A 19,821-nucleotide genomic window follows, 5' to 3' on the forward strand; every position below is an offset into this window, starting at 1 on the left:
GGCCGCGGGCGGACGAGCCTCCGGCCATCAGCGCCGGGCTCCGGAGGCGGACGCGTCGACGGACGCGGGACCGCCGTCCACCGTGTCCCCCGCCTTCCCGGGGCCCTCCGCGTCCCCTGCGTCCTCAGCGTCCTCAGCGCTGTCGGCAGGACCCGTGCCCTCCGCGCTCCCCGGGGTCTCGGCGGACCCGCCGGGGACCTCGGCCACCGGGGTGACCGGGGCGGCCTCCTCCTCCTCTGCGGTGTAGGGGGCGTCCCACGCCTCTGTGGTGTACGGGGCGTCCCACGCCTCGGCGGTGTACGCGAACCTCACAGCCGCCGAGGCCCCGGCGGTGTCCGCGGGGACCACGACGTCCGGTCCGGTGTCCCCGGGGGCCCCGGTCCCCGGTCCGGTCTCCTCGGTGTCCGGGTTCCCGGGCCCGGGGTCCGCCTCCTCCGGTTCGGGGTCGGTGGGGTCCGGCCCGGTCACCGGGGTCCCCCCGGCCGGTCCCCCCGCGGCGACCGGTGCGGGCCCGGCCTGCGGCTGGGCCGGCAGCACGGCGGTGCCCGGGACGGGCACCCCGAACCGGTCCGCGAGGGTGAGCAGGGCGACCAGGTCCGCGCGCCGGGTCCGGTCCAGTTCGACCACGGGCAGGAGCAGGTGGGCCGCCCCGGCCAGGGCGTGCGCGTCGGCGCGCTCGCCCACCGCCGCGACGGACACGACCACGTAGTCGGCGTTCGTGCGCAGCAGCCGCACCAGTTCCGTCATGGCCGTCCCCTGCACCGGCGCGGTCAGTCCCGGGCTCCCGTGGCGCAGGACGCGCAGGCGGGGCACCGCGTCGGGGCGCACCTCCAGGTCCCCGGGGTCCTCGCCCTCCAGCAGGGCCTCGGCCAGGCCGGGCCCCTCCGGCAGCCCGAGCAGTTCGCCGACGGTGTCCGTCCTCGGGTCCGAGCAGACCAGCAGCGTCTCCGAACCGGTGCGGGCCAGGGCCGCGGCCAGGTTGACGGCCGTCGCCGCGCCCGCCCGGCCCGGTGTGCCCGCGGCGACGAGGATGACGCGTCCGGGACCGTCGTCGGCGGTCCCGGCCCGCTCGGGGAGCCCGGCGCCGCCGGGCTCCCCGCCCGGCCCGGCCGCGGGGACGGCGAGGCGGGCGCGCACCAGGTGCGCGAACTCGTTGACCCGCTGGCCGCCGCCCTCCTCGCCCAGCAGGCCGGGGGAGCGGTCGGAGGGGGACCGGGACGAACGGGCGGACAGGTCGAGCAGGACCGGCAGCCGCCCGACGCGGGCGGTCTCCTCGGGGTCGCGCAGAAGCGGGTCGAGGCGGTCCCGGGCCACGGCCGCGAGCAGCCCCGCGACGAGCCCGAGGGCCGCGCCGCCGACCAGCCACAGCATGGGGACGGGGCTGCTCGCACTCTCCGGGAGCCCGGCCGGGGTGATCACGGAGCCGGGGCTGACCGTCTCCCGGAGGGCGCTGAGCGGGCTGATCCCGTTGCCGAGGTCGGTGATCTCCTGGCGCAGCGCGTCGGCCCGGGCCGTGGCCTGCGGGGAGGCCGTACCGTCCCCGGTCGCCTCGGCGAGGGCCTCGTAGCGGTTCTCCTGCTCCGCCCGCAGTGCTTCCAACCGGCTGTCGATCAGGTCGTCGACCCGGGCCCGGCGCAGGGCGAGGTAGGCGTCGGCGTAGGCCTCCGCGCCCGCCCGGGCGGCCCCGGGGCTCCCCGCCGAGTAGTGGATCTCCAGGACGTTGCTGTTGGGGGGCACGCTGACCTCGACGCGCTCGCGCAGTTCGGCCGTGGTCGGCGCCGGCCCGGATCCGTTCCCGGCCAGGGTCCGGGCGACGACGGCCGACACCTGGTCCGACACCAGGACCTGGGCCTCGGTGTCGAGGTTGACGTCCCCGGCGAGGCGCCCGGACTGCTCCCCGGTGAACCGCTCCAGCCCGGTGGGCCGGACCTGCACCGACGTGGCGGAGGTGTAGACGGAGGGCAGGGCGAGGACACCGGCGGTGGCGAGGAGTAGCCCGCCGACCACCCCGGCGCAGACCGGCCGCCAGCGGCGGCGCAGCAGCGCCGTGTACTCCCTGAGTTCCGGTCCGGACGATCCGGGGACGTCGCTGTCCATCGAGTCCTCTCGCGCAGGCGTGGTCAACACTTTTAGTGAACGATTGCATACTAAGTGTAGTCCCTTTGGGGGTGGCGGACACTGGGGAAAACAGTCGATTCACCGTGGCGTCGGCCGGGGAAGCCCGGCCCGCGTGCGGGAGGGGCCTGCGGGTGTCCGAGGGGGCGGCCGGGCGGCTTCGGCCGCCCCCTCACACAGGGTCATCGGAGGGGGATCCCGTACCACGACGGGGAGGGGGCGTGCGGCGGCCGCGGGCCGCCCGGCGGCCCGGCGGACGGGGGACGCGCGGGTCCCGCGCCGGGGGCGCGGCCGGCGGATCGGCCGCGGCGGGAGGGGCGGCCCGAAGGGGCCGTCAGGCCGCGACCACCGTGGGCGGCAGGCCCGTGGACGACTCCCACGCCTCGTCGCACACCTTCTGGCTCGTCACCGTGTGCGCGCGGGCCGAGCAGTCGCGGAACTCCGTCACCTGGTCGCGGTACACCACGAAGACCGAGGTCAGGGCCAGCGACACCACGACGCCGAGCACTCCCACGACCACGCTCAGCAGGGCTCCCGGGGCCTGGGTGCGGTTCCGTCTCGCCGCCCTCCGCGCCCGGAAACCCTGCACGACGCCGAACACGGACAGCACGGCCCCGTAGGGAGGGAGCAGCAGGCCGGCCGCTCCGAAGAACAGACCCCACAGGCCGCCTCGTTCGACTCTGGGAGGCTGCCCCTCGGTTCGCGGTTCCGGGCTGTTGTCGGTCAAGGTTCTCTCCTTACGGACGCCCCGCCGGGGCGTGGTGGGCCGCTCACGCCTGGGCGGAGCATGCCGGGTCTCGGTGGTCCCGGGGCTGGTCCGGGAGCCGTGGCGGCCCCCGTCACAGTGGCGCCAACGCCGACTCCCCGTGGGTAGACGCTACCCGGCCCGATAGGGTGGGAACGCGGACGGGCCGAGCGGGCCCGGCCGTCACCCGCGACCGCCCCTGGAGACCGCTCCTCGGGGTGCGGGTGGGGCGCCCCCACACGGCGCGGGGCCCGGCCCCGGGTTCCGTGCGGGGCGTACGCGACATCCGGATGCTGCGCCGTCCCCCGGCGCCCCCGGAGCCGGGAGACCGCTCCCGCACCGTTCTCTACACACTGGGAGAAGCATTTGTCCGCGCGAGTTGTGGTCCTCATATCGGGCACGGGCAGCAACATGGCAGCCCTGCTGGAGGCGGCCGAGGACCCCGGCTACGGGGCGACCGTCGTCGCCGTCGGCGCCGACCGCAGAGGTACCCGCGGCATCGAGCTCGCCGAGAGGGCCGGGGTGGCGACCTTCGTCGCCCACTTCCGCGACTACGGCGACCGCGCCCTGTGGAACGCCGCCATGGCCGAGCACATCAGCGGGTACGAGCCCGACCTGGTCGTCTCCGCCGGGTTCATGAGGATCCTCGGGCCCGCCGTCGTCGGCAGCCACCCCGCGGTCAACATCCACCCGGCGCTCCTCCCCTCCTTCCCCGGCGCGCACGCGGTGCGTGACGCGCTCGCCCACGGTGTCCGCGTCACCGGCACCACCATCCACTTCCTCGACGAGGGCGTCGACTCCGGGCCGATCATCGACCAGGTCGCGGTCCCCGTCCAGGACGACGACGACGAGTCCAGCCTCCACGAGCGCATCAAGGCCGTGGAGCGGCGGATGCTGGTCGACACGGTCGGCCGGCTCGCCCGCGAGGGCTGGACCGTCGACGGCAGGCACGTGCGGTTCGGCCGCACCGAGCAGAGCGTCGCCGACGCGACCGACACGAAGGAGAACCGGTGAGCCAGCAGGCCATCAGGCGTGCGTTGATCAGCGTGTACGACAAGACCGGGCTGGAGGAGCTGGGCTTCGGCCTGGCCGAGGCCGGGGTGGAGATCGTCTCCACCGGCTCCACGGCCGCACGGCTGCGCGACGCCGACATCCCCGTCACCTCCGTGGAGGACGTCACCGGCTTCCCCGAGATCATGGAGGGCCGGGTCAAGACCCTCCACCCCTCCGTGCACGCGGGCCTCCTCGCGGACCAGAACAACCCCGAGCACGTCGCCAGGATCAAGGAACTGGGAATCGCCCCCTTCGACCTGGTCGTGGTCAACCTCTACCCCTTCCGGGACACCGTCGCCTCGGGCGCCTCCGACGCCGAGTGCATCGAGAAGATCGACATCGGCGGCCCCGCCATGGTGCGCGCCTCCGCCAAGAACCACGCGAGCGTCGCGGTCGTGGTCGACCCCGCGGCCTACGACTCCGTCCTGGAGGCGGTGCGCGACGGCGGGTTCACCCCGGAGCAGCGCAAGCGCCTGGCCGGACTCGCCTTCCGGCACACCGCCACCTACGACGCGGCGGTCGCGGGGTGGTTCTCCGGCGCCTACGCCCCCGACGAGGAGGCCGCCGGGTCCGGCTGGCCGGACTTCACCGGCGTCGGCTACCGGCGCCGGGACGTGCTCAGGTACGGCGAGAACCCGCACCAGCAGGCGGCCCTCTACACGGTCGAGGGGGAGCCGGCCACCGGGCTGGCCGGGGCCGAGCAGCTGCACGGCAAGGCCATGTCGTACAACAACTACGTGGACGCCGACGCCGCGCTGCGCGCCGCCCACGACTTCGACGAGCCGTGCGTGGCGATCATCAAGCACGCCAACCCCTGCGGCATCGCGGTCGGCTCCGACAACGCCGAGGCCCACCTCAAGGCCCACGCCAGCGACCCCGTGTCGGCGTACGGCGGCGTCATCGCCACCAACCGCCCCGTCGGCGCGGAGCTCGCCGGCCAGATCGCCGAGATCTTCACCGAGGTCGTCGTCGCCCCGGCCTTCGAGCCCGAGGCCCTCCAGGTCCTCACCCGCAAGAAGAACATCCGGCTGCTCGTCGCCGACGGGAGCGGGTTCCGGTCCGGGGTCGAGAACCGCCAGATCAGCGGCGGCCTGCTGGTGCAGTACCGGGACATGATCGACGCCCCCGGCGACGACCCCTCCTCGTGGACGCTGGCCAGCGGGGAGGCCGCCGACGAGGCGACCCTCGCGGACCTGCTGTTCGCCTGGAGGGCGGTGCGCTCGGTCAAGTCCAACGCCATCCTGCTCGCCTCCGGCGGCGCGACCGTCGGCGTCGGCATGGGCCAGGTCAACCGGGTGGACTCCGCCGGGCTGGCCGTCACCCGCGCGGGCGACCGGGCGAGCGGGTCGGTGGGCGCGAGCGACGCGTTCTTCCCGTTCGCGGACGGCCTCCAGATCCTCCTCGACGCCGGTGTCAGGGCGGTGGTCCAGCCCGGCGGCTCCGTCCGCGACGAGGAGGTCGTCGCCGCGGCGAAGGCGGCCGGGGTGACCATGTACCTCACCGGCACCCGCCACTTCTTCCACTGATTCCGCTTCACAGCAGCGAGGGGTAACGCATGAGCGCGATCGTTCTGGACGGCAAGGCCGTCGCGAAGTCCATTCGCGAGGAGCTCGCCGAGAGGGTGGCGAAGCTGCACGCCAAGGGCATCACCCCCGGACTGGGGACGGTGCTCGTCGGCGACGACCCGGGCAGCCACTCGTACGTGCGCGGCAAGCACCGCGACTGCGCGCAGGTGGGCATCGCGAGCATCCGGCGCGACCTGCCGGGGACCGCCACGCAGGAGGAGGTGGAGCAGGCCGTCCACGAGCTCAACGCGGACCCGGCCTGCACCGGCTACATCGTGCAGCTCCCCCTGCCCGGGGGGCTGGACGAGAACCGGGTCCTCGGCCTGATCGACCCGGTCAAGGACGCCGACGGACTCCAGCCCGTCAACCTGGGCAAGCTGGTCCTGATGGAGGAGGCCCCGCTGCCGTGCACCCCGCGCGGCATCGTGGAGCTCCTCCGCCGCTACGAGGTCCCGCTCCGGGGCGCCGAGGTGGTCGTGGTCGGGCGCGGGGTCACGGTGGGCCGCCCCCTCGGGCTCCTGCTCACCCGCCGCTCCGAGAACGCCACCGTCACCCTGTGCCACACCGGCACCCGCGACCTGGCCGCCCACACGAGGAACGCGGACATCGTCGTGGCGGGCGCGGGCGTGCCCGGTCTGATCACCGGTGACATGGTCAAGCCGGGCGCGGCCGTCCTGGACGTCGGCGTCTCCCGCACCGAGGCCGGGCTGGTCGGCGACGTCGCGCCGGACGTCGCGGACGTCGCCGGGTACCTGTCCCCGAACCCCGGCGGCGTCGGCCCGATGACCCGGGCGATGCTGCTGGTGAACGTGGTGGAGGCCGCCGAGCGCCGGGCCGCGGCCGGGGCCTGACCGGGGGAGCGCGCACGGGGGCGGCCGCGGGGGGACCCGGGGCCGCCCCCGTCCCGTGCCCCCGGGCGCCGGGCGGCCCGGGTCAGCTCGCCCGGCGGGCCGAACCGCTCACGGGCATCGGTCTGACCAGGCCCAGGGCCACGACCTCGTTGGCCAGCCGGGTCCTGCGGTTCTGCCCCTCGGGGATGCGGAACTTCTGGTAGAGGCGCAGCAGGTGCTGTTTGACGGCCGCCTCGGTCACGACCAGGGCCTCGGCGATGTCGCGCGCGGTCGCCGGGGCGACGAAGGCCTCCTCGGAGAGGGCGGGCCGGCACAGCGCGGTGAGCACGTCCAGCTCCCGGCGGGTGAGCTCCGGGGCCGCGCCCCTGCGGAGCTCGAGGTCGGGGCTGATCTGCTCGCGGGGCAGTCCGCCGATCCGGCAGCGCGCGGTGCCGAAGCTCACCACGTCCCCCTCGTCGAGGACGCGGCGGGCGATGGGCCGGCCGTTGACGCGGGTGCCGTTGCGCGACAGCCCCAGGTCGACCACGTAGACGTAGGGTCCGCGGCGGACCAGTTCGGCGTGCAGCTGCGAGACGCTCGGATCGTTCAACCGGATGTCGGCGCCCTCACCGCGGCCGACCGTGGTGACCTCGCCGGTGAGCTGACGGATGTCCCCGGTCTCTTCGACCCGGAGGTAGGGACCGTCCACGGTGACTCCTCCCGGGCTGGGGTGACGCTGCCGGTGGGGGTGCGGGCGACGGTGGGGGAGGGGTGGCTGCCGAGGGACGGGGGTTCGGTCGACGTGTGGAGTGGGCTTCATGGGGGTGGTCCTCGCTCACCGGTGCACTCATCTCCAGCTGGGTTACCCGGCAGCCACGCGTTCTACGCGCTTACTCCGGAGTTAGACGGATAAGACGCGGAATTACGGTGCTGTGGCCGAACCGGACGCGGGAAACGGACAGGAGAAGCGAGCGCGCAGGGCCGGGCCGTTTCCGTGAGCCCTGAGGAGACCGCGACGCGGATCACTACAATGGGCGGAGTCTTCTCCGGACGGACCGGAGTGTTTCGGGCACAGTGCCGCCGGATCCACCAGGAACGTGAGCGGTTCCCGGGGCAGTTCGGTTTCGGACACCGCCGCCTCGGCGGGTGGCCGGTCTGTGCCAGTTCCGGGGAGGACCGTGAACGGAGCCGCGCGGCGGCCAGGCAACCTCGGAAGCGAACGGGTCGGGACGCGGTGGACAGGGTGGGGCCGAAGGGCCGGGCAGGACACGTGGAGCGGACGGACGTGGCGGACACGGACGGGACCCGGGACGACGATCCCCGGGGAGCCGGCCCCGACGGGGCAGGGGACTCCGCGGAGGGCCCCGAGGGGGGCGCCGCCGACGCGGTGGACACGCCCCCGGACGGGGGGCCCCGGGAGCCCGGCGGCGCCCCCGTCCCCGCGGCGGACGCCGAAGCCCTCCCCGGCCCCGCCGGGGACGGCGGGCAGGCCGGGCCGGCGGTGCCGTACTGGCTCTCCCAGGTCCCGTACATGCTCGTCATGTCGGCCCTGGCGGCCGGGATCGTGGTCGTGGCCGCGGCCTACTTCAAGCGCGGTCCGGCGATCATCGCGGGCGCCCTGCTGCTGGCGGCGGCCTTCCGGCTGTTCCTGCCCAAGGACTGGATCGGCATGCTCGCGGTCCGCCGCCGCTGGATCGATCTGCTCACCCTCGTCGGCCTCGCGGTCCTGCTGATCGTGCTGGCGTGGGTGGCGCCGCAACTCTCCTCCTAGGCGTCTAATAAGCTTGACGTCGAGATACTGCGACACCGATAAGCCACCGCCTCCCCGGCAGGCACGGACGCCGGGCGGGATCAGGGGATCGCCGCGCGCGCGGACCGGCTCCGGCCACGGGCCGGAAGCCGTCTCCGCGGTACGAGGCGGTGGCGAAGACTGAAGGGACAGCCACACAGCCATGGCCAAGATCAAGGTCGAAAACCCCGTAGTCGAGCTCGACGGCGACGAGATGACGCGGATCATCTGGTCCTTCATCAAGGACCGGCTGATCCTGCCCTACCTCGACGTCGACCTGAAGTACTACGACCTGGGCATCGAGGAGCGCGACCGCACCGACGACCAGATCACCGTCGACGCGGCCAACGCCATCAAGGAGTACGGCGTCGGCGTCAAGTGCGCCACCATCACCCCGGACGAGGCCCGGGTCGAGGAGTTCGGCCTGAAGAAGATGTGGCGGTCGCCCAACGGCACCATCCGCAACATCCTCGGCGGCGTCGTCTTCCGCGAGCCCATCATCTGCGAGAACGTGCCGCGCCTGGTGCCCGGGTGGACCAAGCCGATCATCATCGGCCGCCACGCCCACGGCGACCAGTACAAGGCCACCGACTTCAAGGTGCCCGGCCCCGGCACGGTCACCATGACCTACACCCCGGCCGACGGCAGCCAGCCGGTCGAGTTCGACATCGCCAACTTCCCCGAGGGCGGCGGCGTCGCCATGGGGATGTACAACTTCCGCAAGTCGATCGAGGACTTCGCGCGCGCCAGCCTGAACTACGGCCTGGACCGCGACTACCCGGTCTACATGTCCACCAAGAACACGATCCTCAAGTCGTACGACGGCATGTTCAAGGACGTGTTCCAGGAGATCTTCGACTCCGAGTTCAAGGAGCGCTTCGACGCGGCGGGCCTCACCTACGAGCACCGCCTCATCGACGACATGGTCGCCTCCGCGCTCAAGTGGGAGGGCGGCTACGTCTGGGCCACCAAGAACTACGACGGCGACGTCCAGTCGGACACCGTCGCGCAGGGCTTCGGCTCGCTCGGCCTGATGACCTCGGTCCTGCGCACCGCCGACGGCCGCACCGTCGAGGCCGAGGCCGCCCACGGCACGGTGACCCGCCACTACCGGCAGCACCAGCAGGGCAAGCCCACCTCGACCAACCCGATCGCCTCCATCTTCGCGTGGACCCGCGGTCTGGAGCACCGGGGCAAGCTGGACAACTCCCCGAAGGTCCTGGAGTTCGCCAACACCCTCGAGGACGTCGTCATCAAGACGGTCGAGGGCGGCCAGATGACCAAGGACCTCGCGCTGCTGGTCGGCTCCGACCAGGAGTGGCTGACCACCGAGCAGTTCCTCGCCGCCCTGGACGAGAACCTGGCCAAGCGCCTCGCCTAGTCCGCGCGCTCCCGGAACCCGTGTCCGGGAGGGCGCGGTCCGGACGCGCCGCGGGCCGCCATGAGCCGGCGGTCCGCGGCCGGGTCCGGGTGAGACCTTGGCCACGCCCGGGCGTCCCCACCGCGGGGGCGCCCGGGCGTTGCCGTGTCCCGGGTCCGCAGTCGGGTCCGAGGCGTCGGGAAAGCGGTGTTCGCGGGGGTTTGCGGAAGGAAACCGGCGGAAGTTTCCCGGTGTGTTTCCCGTGTTCGGCGTACACGCGGGTCCTCCTGGTGGGAGGATGGCAGTGCCGGATCAGCGGGGTGGCGTGTCGGTGCGACGTAGGACACGTGAACTGGATTCGCCCCTTACGCGAACTTTGACCTATTGTGGAGACACGCCGGTGAGAACCGGCAGGCCAGAGCGGGTGAGAGCCCGCTCGGCACCACGGACCGACGTGCCGGCCGTGCGCCCGCTGGGGGGTAGGCGCGCACAGTACGGAACGTCACGAAGAAGGGCCCGCTGCTTCGGCAGCGGGCCCTTCGCCTTTCCCCGGACGGCCCGTCGGGAGCGGTGCGCCGCCGGCCCCGCGGTCCGCCCCTCCGGGGCGGTCAGTCCTCGAACGCGCTCTCGGGGATCGGCTCGCCCTCGCGCATGGCGGAGAACATCTCCTCCGAGCGGACCTCGTCCCAGACCACCACCGACCCCACCTGGTCGATGCTGGGGGTGCTGCCCACCGGGATCGCCGTGGTCTGGGTGCCGCCCCGCATCGCCAGCAGCATGGTGCCCAGGTGCCGCAGGCGGTCGCCCTCGTCCACCATGAACGTGTCCGTGCCCGCCGTCACCAGCGGGAGCGACTGGAACGGGTTGAACAGCGTCGCCGGGGCGCTCGCCTCCGCGACCAGCGCGGAGAAGAACTCCCGCTGGCGGGCGATCCGGTCGAGGTCGGCGCGGGGGGTGGCGCGGGTGCGCACGTAGCCCAGCGCGGTGCCGCCGTCCATCGTCTGGCAGCCCGCCTCGATGTCCAGCCCGGCCTTGGGGTCGGCCATGGCCTCCTCGGGGCACAGCTCCACGCCGCCGACGGCGTCCACGATGTCGACGAAGCCGCCCATGCCGATCTCGGCGTAGTGGTCGATCCGCACGCCGGAGGCGCGCTCGAAGGTCTCCACGAGGGGGGCCGGGCCGCCGCAGACCTCCTCGCCGGCCTCGTCCGTGCCGCACACGGCGTCGGCGAAGGCGGTGTTGATCTTGTTGTCGGCGTAGCCGGGGATGGCCATCGGCACGTAGGAGTCGCGGGGGACGCTGACGATGGTCGGCTCGCCCTCGTCGGGGATGTACAGGACCATGATCGTGTCGGTGCGGCGGCCCTCGGCGCTGCCGGTGGCCAGCTCCCGCATCTGCTCCTCGTCCATCCCCTCGCGGCTGTCCGAGCCCACGATCATGAACGTGGTGCCGGGCTGGCGGTCCGGGCGGCCCTCGTAGTCGGTCAGGGCCTCCACCCGGGCCAGCCGGGAGTCCGCCCAGAAGTAGAGTGCGGCGGGGGGCACCACGAGGATCACGAGCAGGACCACGAGGACGGTCACGACGGTGTTCCGGAGCCGCCGCTGCCGCGTCTCGCGCGCCCGCCGCTTGGTCCCGGTGCCGTCGTACTCGCGGCCGGCGTGGTGGGTGCGGCGCCTGGGCCGCTCGGGCCGCCTGGACCGCTCGGGGCGGATCGGGGGGACATCGTCGGCGGAGGGGAGCCGCCTGGTCCCGCCGACCGCCCTCTGTTCGGACTCGCGCGACCGGTAGAGCTTCTCGAACTCGTCCGCGCCGCCCGGGGTGCCGCCGCGCCTGAACACGCCCTGCCGGTCGTGCTCGCCGGTCGAGCCGGCGTCACCCCGGTTACGTCGGTCAGCCATCGAATCGCCTATCTGCTCCGCGCTGTGGAGCGCTCCGTCGCCGCTTCCACCCTGTCTGATCGCAGAAAGAGTAGCCGGGTTCACACGGATGTCCCTGAACCGGGACCAGGGCACCCCTAGGGGAGGAAACCGGCCCTCACCGCAGCCGGTGCGCCCCGGCCGAGGGGAGGGAGGCGCGCACGCGCGGAGGCACCCAGCCGCTCGCGGCGAACTCCCCGGCCAGAGCGGCGGCGACGCCTTCCACCCGCTCCTCGGCCACCAGGGCGAGGGCGGTCCCGGCCCACCCCGACATCCGCACGCCGCGGGCCCCGGCCCGGGACGCGGTCTCGGCGGCCAGGTCCACCTGGGGCGTCGGGAGCCCGAAACGGCGCAGTGACAGGTGCGAGGCCGACAGGATCGGCCCCGTCTCCCCGAACCTCCCCGCGCGCAGCAGTCCGACGGCCGCGTTGAGCCGGTGCACCTCCGTGACGGCGTACTCCACCCGGTTGCGCAGAGCGGGCTCGGGCAGGCTGCGCAGCGCCCCGGGCAGGTCCTGGACCGAGCGGAGCGGGCCGAGCGTGCGCTGGGCCCGCTCCAGCTCCGCGGAGCGGACGGCCCGGAGGTCGCGCCTGGGCAGGGCCCCGGTGTCCACGACGACCAGGCGCATCCCCTCGACGGCGAGGTCGAAGGGCAGGACGGTCGTGCGCATGCTCCTGAGGTTGACGCGTACCGCGCACCCCGGCCGCGCGGCCAGGGCCACCCGCTGGTCGACGGTGGCGCCCTCCGGGGGAGGGCCGCCCCCGAGGTCGGCGAGGGCGAGCGACGCCGCCGCGCCCACGGCGCCCGCGTACCCCAGGGAGGCGTGCTCGGGCAGGTCCGCGCCGAGGAGCACCCGCAGGCCCGTGGAGGCGTCCAGCCCGCCCGCCCGGCGCGCGGAGGCCACCGCGTCGGCCACGGCCCGGGCGGCGGTCTCCCTCGCCCTCAGGGGGCCGCTGAGAGTCGCCACGCGCACCTCCGGGCCCGGCGCCGGTCCGACCGCCGCCGTCACCCCCCAGGGCAGCGCGGTGTAGAGGCCGACGCCGCCGGCGGCGGCCGTGTGCTCGCCCATGACGGCCAGCCGCCCGGGCGCGTGCCAGACGCCCGCGGGCGCCTCGCCGAACCGCGCGCGGAAACCCTCCGCCAGGGCGTCGGCGTCCGGCGCCTCCGCGGGCCACGCCCCCCGGGGCCCCGCCGACCGCACACCCAGCACCGCGCGCAACCGCGCCCCCGCGCCCCCCACCGCTGTCCCCTCTCCCCGTCGGCCTGCTGCCCCCAGTCTGCCCAAGGCGGTGGAGTGCCCGGGGCGGCGCGGAGGCTTCACGGACCCTGCGCCGCGCCGCTAGGGTTGCGGTCCACCGGCGGACGGGTGTGGGGGAGGGACCTTGGCCTCAGGGCGGGACCGGGCCGCGGACGCGGCGCGGCACTACCGGAACCTCGCGATGGACGCCTACTGGGAACTGCGGCGCCGGAGGCCGGCGGCGGACCACCTCGTGCGCGCCTACGAGCGCTACGCCGACCGCAACGGCAGCCAGCTGGCCGGGGCGGTCACCTATTTCGCCTTCCTGTCGTTCTTCCCCCTGCTGGCGCTGGCCTTCGCCGCGGTCGGCTTCCTGGCGTCGATGCAGGTCGAGGTGGGCGACTACCTCGAGGCGGTCCTGGACGAGGTGCTGCCCGGCCTCTCCGACCAGCTGCCCGTCGAGCAGATCGCGAACGCGCGCGTGGGCGCGAGCGTCATCGGCACGCTGGGCCTGCTGTACGCGGGCCTGAACTCGGTGTCGGCGCTCCGCGAGGCGCTGCACTCGATCTGGTTGAAGAACATCAAGGAGGGCCCGAACGTCCTGCTGCGCAAGGCGGGCGACATCCTGGTCATGCTGGGCCTGGGCGCGGCGCTGCTGTTCGCGGTGGCGTTCACGAGCGTCGCGCAGGCCGCCACCCACTGGCTGCTGGCGCTGGTGGGCCTGGACGGCTCCCTCCTGGCCTCCCTGACGCTGCGCGTCCTGGCGCTCGCCATCGCCGTCGCGGTCAACATGGGGATCTTCGTGCTGGCCTTCTCGCTCCTGTCCGGCAGCGGACGGCCCACGCGGATGATGTGGCGGGGGGCGCTGCTGGGCGCGGTCGGGTTCGAGGTCCTCAAGGCCGCCGCCGCGCTGCTGCTCTCGGGGACGCTCAGCAACCCCGTCTACGCCTCCTTCGCCGTCCTGGTGGGGCTCCTGGTGTGGATCAACCTGGTGATGCGCCTGGTCATGTTCAGCGCCGCGTGGACCGCGACGTGGCTGCCGATGCCTCCCCCCTACACGGGGACCCTGCCCATGCCCGAGGAGAACGGGATGGACTGGACGCGGACCGCGCCGGTCCTGCGGGTCCCGGAGAGGGAACTGGCCGCCCGCCGGTGGGCGCAGCGGGCCGTCGCCGGGGCGTTGTCCCTGATCGGCGCGGCGGGCGTCGCCGGCACCGCCGCGTGGGCCCTGCGCAACCGTCGCGGGGGCGGCGCCTGAGGCGAGCGGACCTCCCGGGAATCCGCGTTATTGCGAGACTCTTGTCCCGTATACGGGTGGTGTGCGGAGGGTAGTCCTCCCCTGTCCCGGTTGACCGGTTCGCCGGGGCGCGAACGTGCGTCGGCCAGGAAGGCCGGCGAACCCCCCTCGGAGGGCAGATGGGCATCGCATTCACGTCATCCGAACGCGCGACGCTCGGGGTGGAGTGGGAACTCCAGCTCGTGGACCGGCGCAGTCGGCACCTGCGGCAGGAGGCGCCGAAACTCCTCTCCGAACTCCCCGAGCTCAGTTCCGACGCCGCCTCGCCCCCGCTGCGGCACGAACTCATGCAGTCGCAGGTGGAGGTCGTGACCGGCATCTGCGAGACGGTCGAGGAGGCCAAGAGCGACCTCGGCCGCAACATCGACCGGATGCGGGAGGTCCTCACCCCCTGGGGGACCACGCTGACCTGCTCGGGGACCCATCCCATCGACGACTGGCGGGACCAGGAGCTCAGTCCCGGGAAAAGGTACGGCGAACTCGTCGAGCAGATGCAGTGGCTGGCCCGGCGCATTCTCACCTGCGGCGTCCACGTCCACGTGGGTGTGCGCAGCCAGGAGAAGGCCATACCCATGGTGAATGCACTTGCGAAGTATCTACCTCATTTTCTTGCTTTGAGTGCTTCTAGCCCATTTTGGGGTGGTCACGATACCGGCCTGGCCTCCGCGCGGTCCGTGGTCTTCGGGGCGCTCCCCACTTCCGGGCCGCCTCCGAACCTGCCGCACTGGACGGCTTTCGAGGAATACCTCGAAACGCTTCTCAGGGCGGGTACCATCGCCTCTATCAAGGAAGTGTGGTGGGACATCCGTCCTCACCCGGATTTCGGCACCATCGAGATCCGGATGTTCGACGGGATTCCCACCCTGCGCGAGGTGGGAATGGCCGCCGCGCTCTCTCAGAGCCTGGTGGAGTTGTTCGATCGCCAGCTCGACCGCGGGTACGGCCTGCCCAGCCCGCCGTCCTGGCTCGTGAAGGACAACAAGTGGCGTGCCACCCGCTACGGACTCGACGCTCGTGTCATCACGGACGCCCACGGAACCACCGTTCCGATCCGTGACGACCTGTATGAGCTGGTCCGCGAGCTGAAGCCGGTCGCGACCCGCCTGGGTTGCGCCGAGGACCTGGACCTGGTCTCCGAGACCCTGGACAAGGGCGCCTCCTACGAACGGCAGCGCGCGGTCATCGCCGGGGGCGGTTCCCTCGACGACGTCGTGGACATGCTCGCCGCCGAGCTGCACGGCGGTCCCACTTACGCGGAGGTCGGTGTCGGGGGCTGAGCCGGTGCACGCAAGACGTGAATGAAGAGGGGACCCTCGGATGCAGGGACGTGACCTGCCGGAACAGTTGACCGCTTTTCTGGCGCGCCGTGAGCGGGACTTCACGGGCTTCCGCCGGGACCTGCACATGCACCCCGAACTCGCCTTCGCCGAGCACCGCACCACGGGTCGGATCGCCGAACGGCTGCGTGATGTCGGTCTCACCCCCCGGGAGCTGCCCCAGGGCACGGGGCTCGTCTGCGACATCGGCTCGGGCCCCGGGCCGCTCGTGGCCCTGCGGGCCGACATCGACGCCCTGCCCATCGCCGACGAGAAGGACGTCCCCTACCGCTCCACCGTCCCCGGCGCGGCCCACGCCTGCGGGCACGACGTGCACACGACGGTCCTGCTGGCGACGGGGGTCTTCCTCGCCCAGCAGGACCGCGCGGGCGCGCTGCCCGGACGGGTCAGGCTGGTCTTCCAGCCCGCCGAGGAGCTCCCAGGCGGCGCGGTCGAGGTGGTCAACGCCGGGGCGATGGAGGGCGTCGACCGGATCTTCGCCCTGCACTGCGATCCGCGCCTGACGGTCGGCCGGGTCGGCCTGCGCACCGGCGGCATCACCGCCGCCTGCGACCAGCTCATGGTGCGGCTCTCGGGCCCGGGCGGGCACACGGCGCGCCCCCACCTCACGTCCGACCTGGTCTACGCCATGGGCAAGGTCGTCACCGAGCTGCCCGCCGCGCTGTCCCGGCGCATCGACCCGCGGGCCGGGTTCAGCCTCGTGTGGGGCCGCATCAGCGCCGGGTCGGCGCCCAACGTCATCCCCGACGACGCCGTCGCGGAGGGCACCGTGCGCTGCCTGGACGACGAGGCGTGGCACTCGGCCCCCGACATCATCAAGGGCCTGGTGGAGTCCGTGGCCTCCGCGTACGGGGCCGAGGCCGAGGTGACCTACGGGCGGGGGGTGCCCCCCACCATCAACGAGGCGACCAGCGTCGACATCATGCGCGAGGCGGTCGGCCTCGCCCTGGGCCCGGACGCCGCGGCGTCCACGCCGCAGAGCCTGGGGGGCGAGGACTTCGCCTGGTACCTGGAGAACGTCCCCGGAGCCCTCGCCCGCCTGGGCACCCACTCCCCGGACTGGGACGGTCCGATGCTGGACCTGCACCGGGGCACCTTCGACGTGGACGAGCGCGCGATCGGGGTGGGCACCCGCTTCATGGTCACCACCGCGCTGACCGCCCTCGGGCACGCCGCCGAGCCCCGGGCCCGGGCGGACAGCCAGGAGGCACTCGCCTGAGGCACCCGGGCGCCCGCGCCGCGCCCGCCCCGGGGCCTGCGCCCCGGCCGGCGGCGGCGGGCCCCCGTGGGCGCGGGGACCCCGGAGCCCCCGTGCGGGGCCCCGGACGGTAGGCCCCGGGCTCCTGTGGGCGAGGAGACCCCCGGCCCCGGGCCGGGCGCCCGTCGCGCTCCGGCCCCCCACCCGGTGTCCGACGGATCCGCCGTGGGCCCCCGGGGTGGCGAGGGCCGTCCCGGGCTGGTGGCATCCTGAATCCATGAACCAGCCACTCACAGTTGAGCAGATCCGGCGGGCGCCGAAGGTGCTCCTCCACGACCACCTCGACGGAGGGTTGCGCCCGGCCACCGTCGTCGAGCTGGCCAGGGAGGCCGGCTACACCGACCTGCCCACCTACGACCCGGCGGAGCTGGGCCGGTGGTTCCGCGACGCCTCCGACTCCGGTTCGCTGGAGCGCTACCTGGAGACGTTCGCGCACACCACCGCGGTCATGCAGTCCCGGGAGGCCCTCGTGCGCGTCGCCGCCGAGGCCGCGGAGGACCTGGCCGCGGACGGCGTCGTCTACGCCGAGCAGCGCTACGCCCCCGAACAGCACCTGGAGGGCGGCCTCACCCTGGAGGAGGTCGTGGAGGCCGTCCAGGAGGGCCTGGAACTGGGGGAGAAGCGCGCGGCCGAGGCCGGCCGCAGCATCCGCACCGGCCAGCTGGTGACCGCCATGCGGCACGCGGCCCGCTCCTCGGAGATCGCCGAGCTCGCGGTCCGCTACCGCGACGCGGGCGTCTCCGGCTTCGACATCGCCGGCGCCGAGGCGGGCAACCCGCCCACCCGGCACCTGGACGCCTTCGAGTACCTGCGCCGCGAGAACTTCCACTTCACCATCCACGCGGGCGAGGCGTTCGGGCTCCCCTCCATCTGGGAGGCGCTCCAGTGGTGCGGGTGCGACCGCCTCGGACACGGCGTCCGCATCATCGACGACATCGACTCCGGGGGGAACGGCGCCCCGCGGCTGGGCCGCCTCGCCCAGTACGTGCGCGACAAGCGCGTGCCGCTGGAGATGTGCCCCAGCTCCAACGTGCAGACGGGGGCCGCCGAGTCCATCGCCTCGCACCCGATCGGTCTCCTGCACGACCTGCGCTTCCGGGTCACCGTCAACACCGACAACCGCCTCCAGAGCGGCACGTCCCTCTCCGAGGAGTTCGCGAAGCTCTCGGAGGCCTTCGGGTACGGCTGGGACGACATCCAGTGGTTCACGGTCAACGCCATGAAGTCGGCGTTCCTGCCGTTCGACGAACGCCTGGCGCTGATCAACGGCATCATCAAGCCGGGGTTCGCGCAGCTCAAGTGGGCGGCGGCCTGATGGACCGGCCCAACCCGACCAGCCACTACTCCACCTTCTCCCGGGCGGCGGCGATCGTGTGGATCGTCATCGCGGTCCTGCTCCTGCTGGACGTGCTCTGGCGCGGGGAGGGGCGCTCGTCCTGGATCGCCGGAGCCCTGCTGGTCGCGAGCATCGCCGCGGTCCACCTGGTGTGGCTGCGCCCGCGGGTGGTCTCCACGGAACGCGGGATGAGGGTCGTCAACCCGCTGCGGGAGACCTTCGTGCCGTGGCCCGCCGTGGTGTGGGTGGACGTCACCGACGTCCTGAGGGTGCACACGCCGGGGCGGATCGTCCGCTCCTGGCCGCTCCGCGAGACCAAGCGGCAGCGGGTCCGGGACAACATGCGCCGGGACGCGGGCTTCCTCGACCCGGGACAGGACGACGAGGACCCCGCGTCGATGCGGCCGGTCGACCTGGCCGCGCGTCAGCTGCGCCAGGACGCCGAGCGGTACAAGGCCCGTCCGCTCAGCGGTCCCGTCAGGGACGTGGGCGAGGCGGGGCCGGCCGCGCTCGGGGCGGAGGACGAGCCGCAGACGATGGTGCCCGTCGAGGTGATCGTGGTCCTCGTGGCGACCGCGGTGCTGCTCGCGGCGGTGTTCCTGCTCGCCTGAGGCGCGCCAGACCGCATCGGACCCGGCCTCCCCGCCCGCGGGGGAGGCCGGGTCCGGCGCGTCCCCCCAGGGGGGTTGACGCCCACCCGTCCGTTCTGGTTAGGTAAGGCATGCCTAAGGGAGAGGGTTCCGGGCGGGCGGGCTTCGCGCGGATGGCCACCAGCCCGGAACCCCGGTCCGAGGGCGACGCGCGGTTCAACTGAATATCGGGAAGTACAGAAGGGTGTCGGAGTCGCGAGTCCAACGGGATCTGCGGGGATTCCGCGCGACAGAGGACACCGGGGCAAGCACTGCCTCCGGCCGGACCACGGCCGGTACCGTCCATCCCAAGGCCTCGGGGTGTACGCTCGCCACGCCGGTACCGGGCGGGCCCGGTCGGAGGCGCCCCACCACTTCACGATGCTTCGGACGACCCGCGCGGTCGGGGTCCGCGGGGACCCCGCGACACGGGATCCGGGCACGGCGTCCCACGCGCGACAGGGCCCGGCACACATGTGCCGGGCCCTTGCGCCGTCCAGGGGCCCCTCAGGAGCGGGCGAGGACCCGGTTGAGGAGCCCGCCCAGCCTCCGCGCCCGCTGGGTGACGACCTCCAGCGCGCGGTCGGACTCGAAGGGGTCGAGCACGGCGCCCACCGCGTCGTTGCTGACGACCGCCAGCCCCAGCACCTCCGCGCCGGACTCCACGGCGGCGATGGCCTCCAGGGCGATCGACCGCCCCACCACGTCCGCGCCGGAACGGCGCAGCGCGTGCAGCTCGGACGGCGTCTGCAGCTGGGGGCCGAGCGTGGCCGCGTACACGCCCTCGGCGAGGGAGGCGTCCACCTCGTGGGCGATCCGGCGCAGCCGCGGGCTGTACGCCTCCGAGAGGTCGACGAAGGAGGGCCCGGTCAGCGGGGAGAGCGACGTCAGGTTGATGTGGTCCCGGACCACGACCGGCTGCCCCGGGGCGAAGTCCGTGCGCAGCGAACCCGCCGACCCGGCGAGCACGGCCGTCCCGGCGCCCGCGGCGATCCCGGTGCGCACGGCGTGGACGGTCTCCATCGGGCCGTAGCCCTCGTAGAGGTGGACGCGCCCCATGAACACGACGACCCGCTTGTCGCCCACCCACATGCTGCGGACCCTGGAGGAGTGCCCCTCGGCCCCGGGCACGTGGAAACCGGGCAGCTCGGCCGCGTCGAACTCGATGTCGGGGGAGCCCAGCGTCTCCGCGGCCCCCGCCCAGCCGGATCCGAGCACCACCATCGCGTCGAAGCTGTCGGCCCCGGTCCGGGCGAGCAGGTCCTGGGCCGCGGTCGCGGCCAGCTCCTTCGCTTCCCCTGTGGTCGTCGCCCGCTGCTCTGATTCGCTCACACGACGGATGCTACCCCCGGGT

The 19,821-nt window shown here is 73.7% G+C and carries 16 protein-coding genes; 10 read left to right on the forward strand and 6 right to left on the reverse strand.

All coding sequences use genetic code 11. From position 1 onward, the window contains the following. Positions 1-27: 27 nt before the first annotated feature. Positions 28-2,097, reverse strand: coding sequence for a lipopolysaccharide biosynthesis protein (locus ACQPYD_RS04130; RefSeq protein ID WP_433699847.1), 2,070 nt, complete (start codon positions 2,095-2,097; stop codon positions 28-30). Between the two features lie 352 nt (positions 2,098-2,449). Then, on the reverse strand, positions 2,450-2,842 hold the full coding sequence (locus ACQPYD_RS04135; protein WP_267948134.1) for a DUF4190 domain-containing protein: 393 nt from the start codon (positions 2,840-2,842) through the stop codon (positions 2,450-2,452). A gap of 384 nt (positions 2,843-3,226) precedes the next feature. Between ACQPYD_RS04135 and purN the strand changes: the two genes are divergently transcribed. Genes purN through ACQPYD_RS04150 form a run of 3 tightly spaced genes read left to right on the forward strand, consistent with a single transcriptional unit; the run spans position 3,227 to position 6,329 of the window. Beyond that, complete coding sequence (gene purN / locus ACQPYD_RS04140) at positions 3,227-3,874, forward strand: phosphoribosylglycinamide formyltransferase (protein WP_433699848.1); 648 nt, start codon at positions 3,227-3,229, stop codon at positions 3,872-3,874. Next, positions 3,871-5,439 carry a bifunctional phosphoribosylaminoimidazolecarboxamide formyltransferase/IMP cyclohydrolase gene (gene purH / locus ACQPYD_RS04145; protein WP_433699849.1) on the forward strand — a complete coding sequence of 523 codons (1,569 nt, stop codon included), beginning with the start codon at positions 3,871-3,873 and terminating at the stop codon, positions 5,437-5,439. Before purN ends, purH begins: the two co-directional genes overlap by 4 nt. 29 nt (positions 5,440-5,468) lie before the next feature. Continuing rightward, entirely contained in the window at positions 5,469-6,329 is an 861-nt protein-coding gene (locus ACQPYD_RS04150) for a bifunctional methylenetetrahydrofolate dehydrogenase/methenyltetrahydrofolate cyclohydrolase (protein WP_433699850.1), read from the forward strand. 82 nt (positions 6,330-6,411) lie between these two features. Here the strand turns inward: ACQPYD_RS04150 and ACQPYD_RS04155 are convergent, their stop codons facing one another. Continuing rightward, positions 6,412-7,017, reverse strand: a complete 606-nt coding sequence (locus tag ACQPYD_RS04155; RefSeq protein WP_267948138.1) for an FHA domain-containing protein — start codon at positions 7,015-7,017, stop codon at positions 6,412-6,414. Between the two features lie 576 nt (positions 7,018-7,593). Here ACQPYD_RS04155 and ACQPYD_RS04160 point away from each other — a divergent pair. Continuing rightward, positions 7,594-8,079, forward strand: a complete 486-nt coding sequence (locus tag ACQPYD_RS04160; RefSeq protein WP_433699851.1) for a DUF3017 domain-containing protein — start codon at positions 7,594-7,596, stop codon at positions 8,077-8,079. Between the two features lie 181 nt (positions 8,080-8,260). Further along, entirely contained in the window at positions 8,261-9,478 is a 1,218-nt protein-coding gene (locus ACQPYD_RS04165; RefSeq protein ID WP_267948140.1) for an NADP-dependent isocitrate dehydrogenase, read from the forward strand. A 587-nt stretch (positions 9,479-10,065) separates the two neighbouring features. Here the strand turns inward: ACQPYD_RS04165 and ACQPYD_RS04170 are convergent. Both ACQPYD_RS04170 and ACQPYD_RS04175 read right to left on the reverse strand, forming a co-directional pair. Then, positions 10,066-11,355: an LCP family protein gene (locus ACQPYD_RS04170; RefSeq protein ID WP_433699852.1), complete on the reverse strand. Its 1,290-nt coding sequence runs from the start codon at positions 11,353-11,355 to the stop codon at positions 10,066-10,068. Positions 11,356-11,491: 136 nt separating this feature from the next. After that, a complete protein-coding gene (locus ACQPYD_RS04175) occupies positions 11,492-12,613 on the reverse strand; it encodes a galactokinase family protein (RefSeq protein ID WP_433699853.1) in 1,122 nt (373 codons plus the stop codon). A gap of 142 nt (positions 12,614-12,755) precedes the next feature. On the opposite strand from ACQPYD_RS04175, the gene ACQPYD_RS04180 reads away from it, so the two are divergent. The 5 genes from ACQPYD_RS04180 to ACQPYD_RS04200 all read left to right on the forward strand — a co-directional run bounded on the left by ACQPYD_RS04180 (position 12,756) and on the right by ACQPYD_RS04200 (position 18,449). Further along, the gene (locus ACQPYD_RS04180) at positions 12,756-13,868 is read left to right on the forward strand and encodes a YihY/virulence factor BrkB family protein (RefSeq protein WP_433699854.1); all 1,113 of its coding nucleotides are present in this window, start codon (positions 12,756-12,758) and stop codon (positions 13,866-13,868) included. A gap of 158 nt (positions 13,869-14,026) precedes the next feature. Beyond that, the gene (locus ACQPYD_RS04185; RefSeq protein WP_267948144.1) at positions 14,027-15,184 is read left to right on the forward strand and encodes a glutamate--cysteine ligase; all 1,158 of its coding nucleotides are present in this window, start codon (positions 14,027-14,029) and stop codon (positions 15,182-15,184) included. Positions 15,185-15,224: 40 nt separating this feature from the next. Then, the gene (locus ACQPYD_RS04190) at positions 15,225-16,463 is read left to right on the forward strand and encodes a M20 family metallopeptidase (RefSeq protein ID WP_267948145.1); all 1,239 of its coding nucleotides are present in this window, start codon (positions 15,225-15,227) and stop codon (positions 16,461-16,463) included. Positions 16,464-16,719: 256 nt separating this feature from the next. Further along, positions 16,720-17,817, forward strand: coding sequence for an adenosine deaminase (locus ACQPYD_RS04195; RefSeq protein ID WP_330157586.1), 1,098 nt, complete (start codon positions 16,720-16,722; stop codon positions 17,815-17,817). Beyond that, positions 17,817-18,449 carry a PH domain-containing protein gene (locus ACQPYD_RS04200; protein ID WP_433699855.1) on the forward strand — a complete coding sequence of 211 codons (633 nt, stop codon included), beginning with the start codon at positions 17,817-17,819 and terminating at the stop codon, positions 18,447-18,449. Before ACQPYD_RS04195 ends, ACQPYD_RS04200 begins: the two co-directional genes overlap by 1 nt. A 525-nt stretch (positions 18,450-18,974) precedes the next feature. Here the strand turns inward: ACQPYD_RS04200 and ACQPYD_RS04205 are convergent. Then, positions 18,975-19,799 (reverse strand): purine-nucleoside phosphorylase, encoded by an 825-nt coding sequence (locus ACQPYD_RS04205; protein ID WP_433699856.1) that lies wholly within the window; start codon positions 19,797-19,799, stop codon positions 18,975-18,977. Between the last annotated feature and the right edge of the window lie 22 nt (positions 19,800-19,821).

Origin of the sequence: Nocardiopsis sp. CA-288880 (assembly GCF_050955985.1) — a bacterium.
Classification (GTDB): Bacteria; Actinomycetota; Actinomycetes; order Streptosporangiales; family Streptosporangiaceae; genus Nocardiopsis; species Nocardiopsis tropica.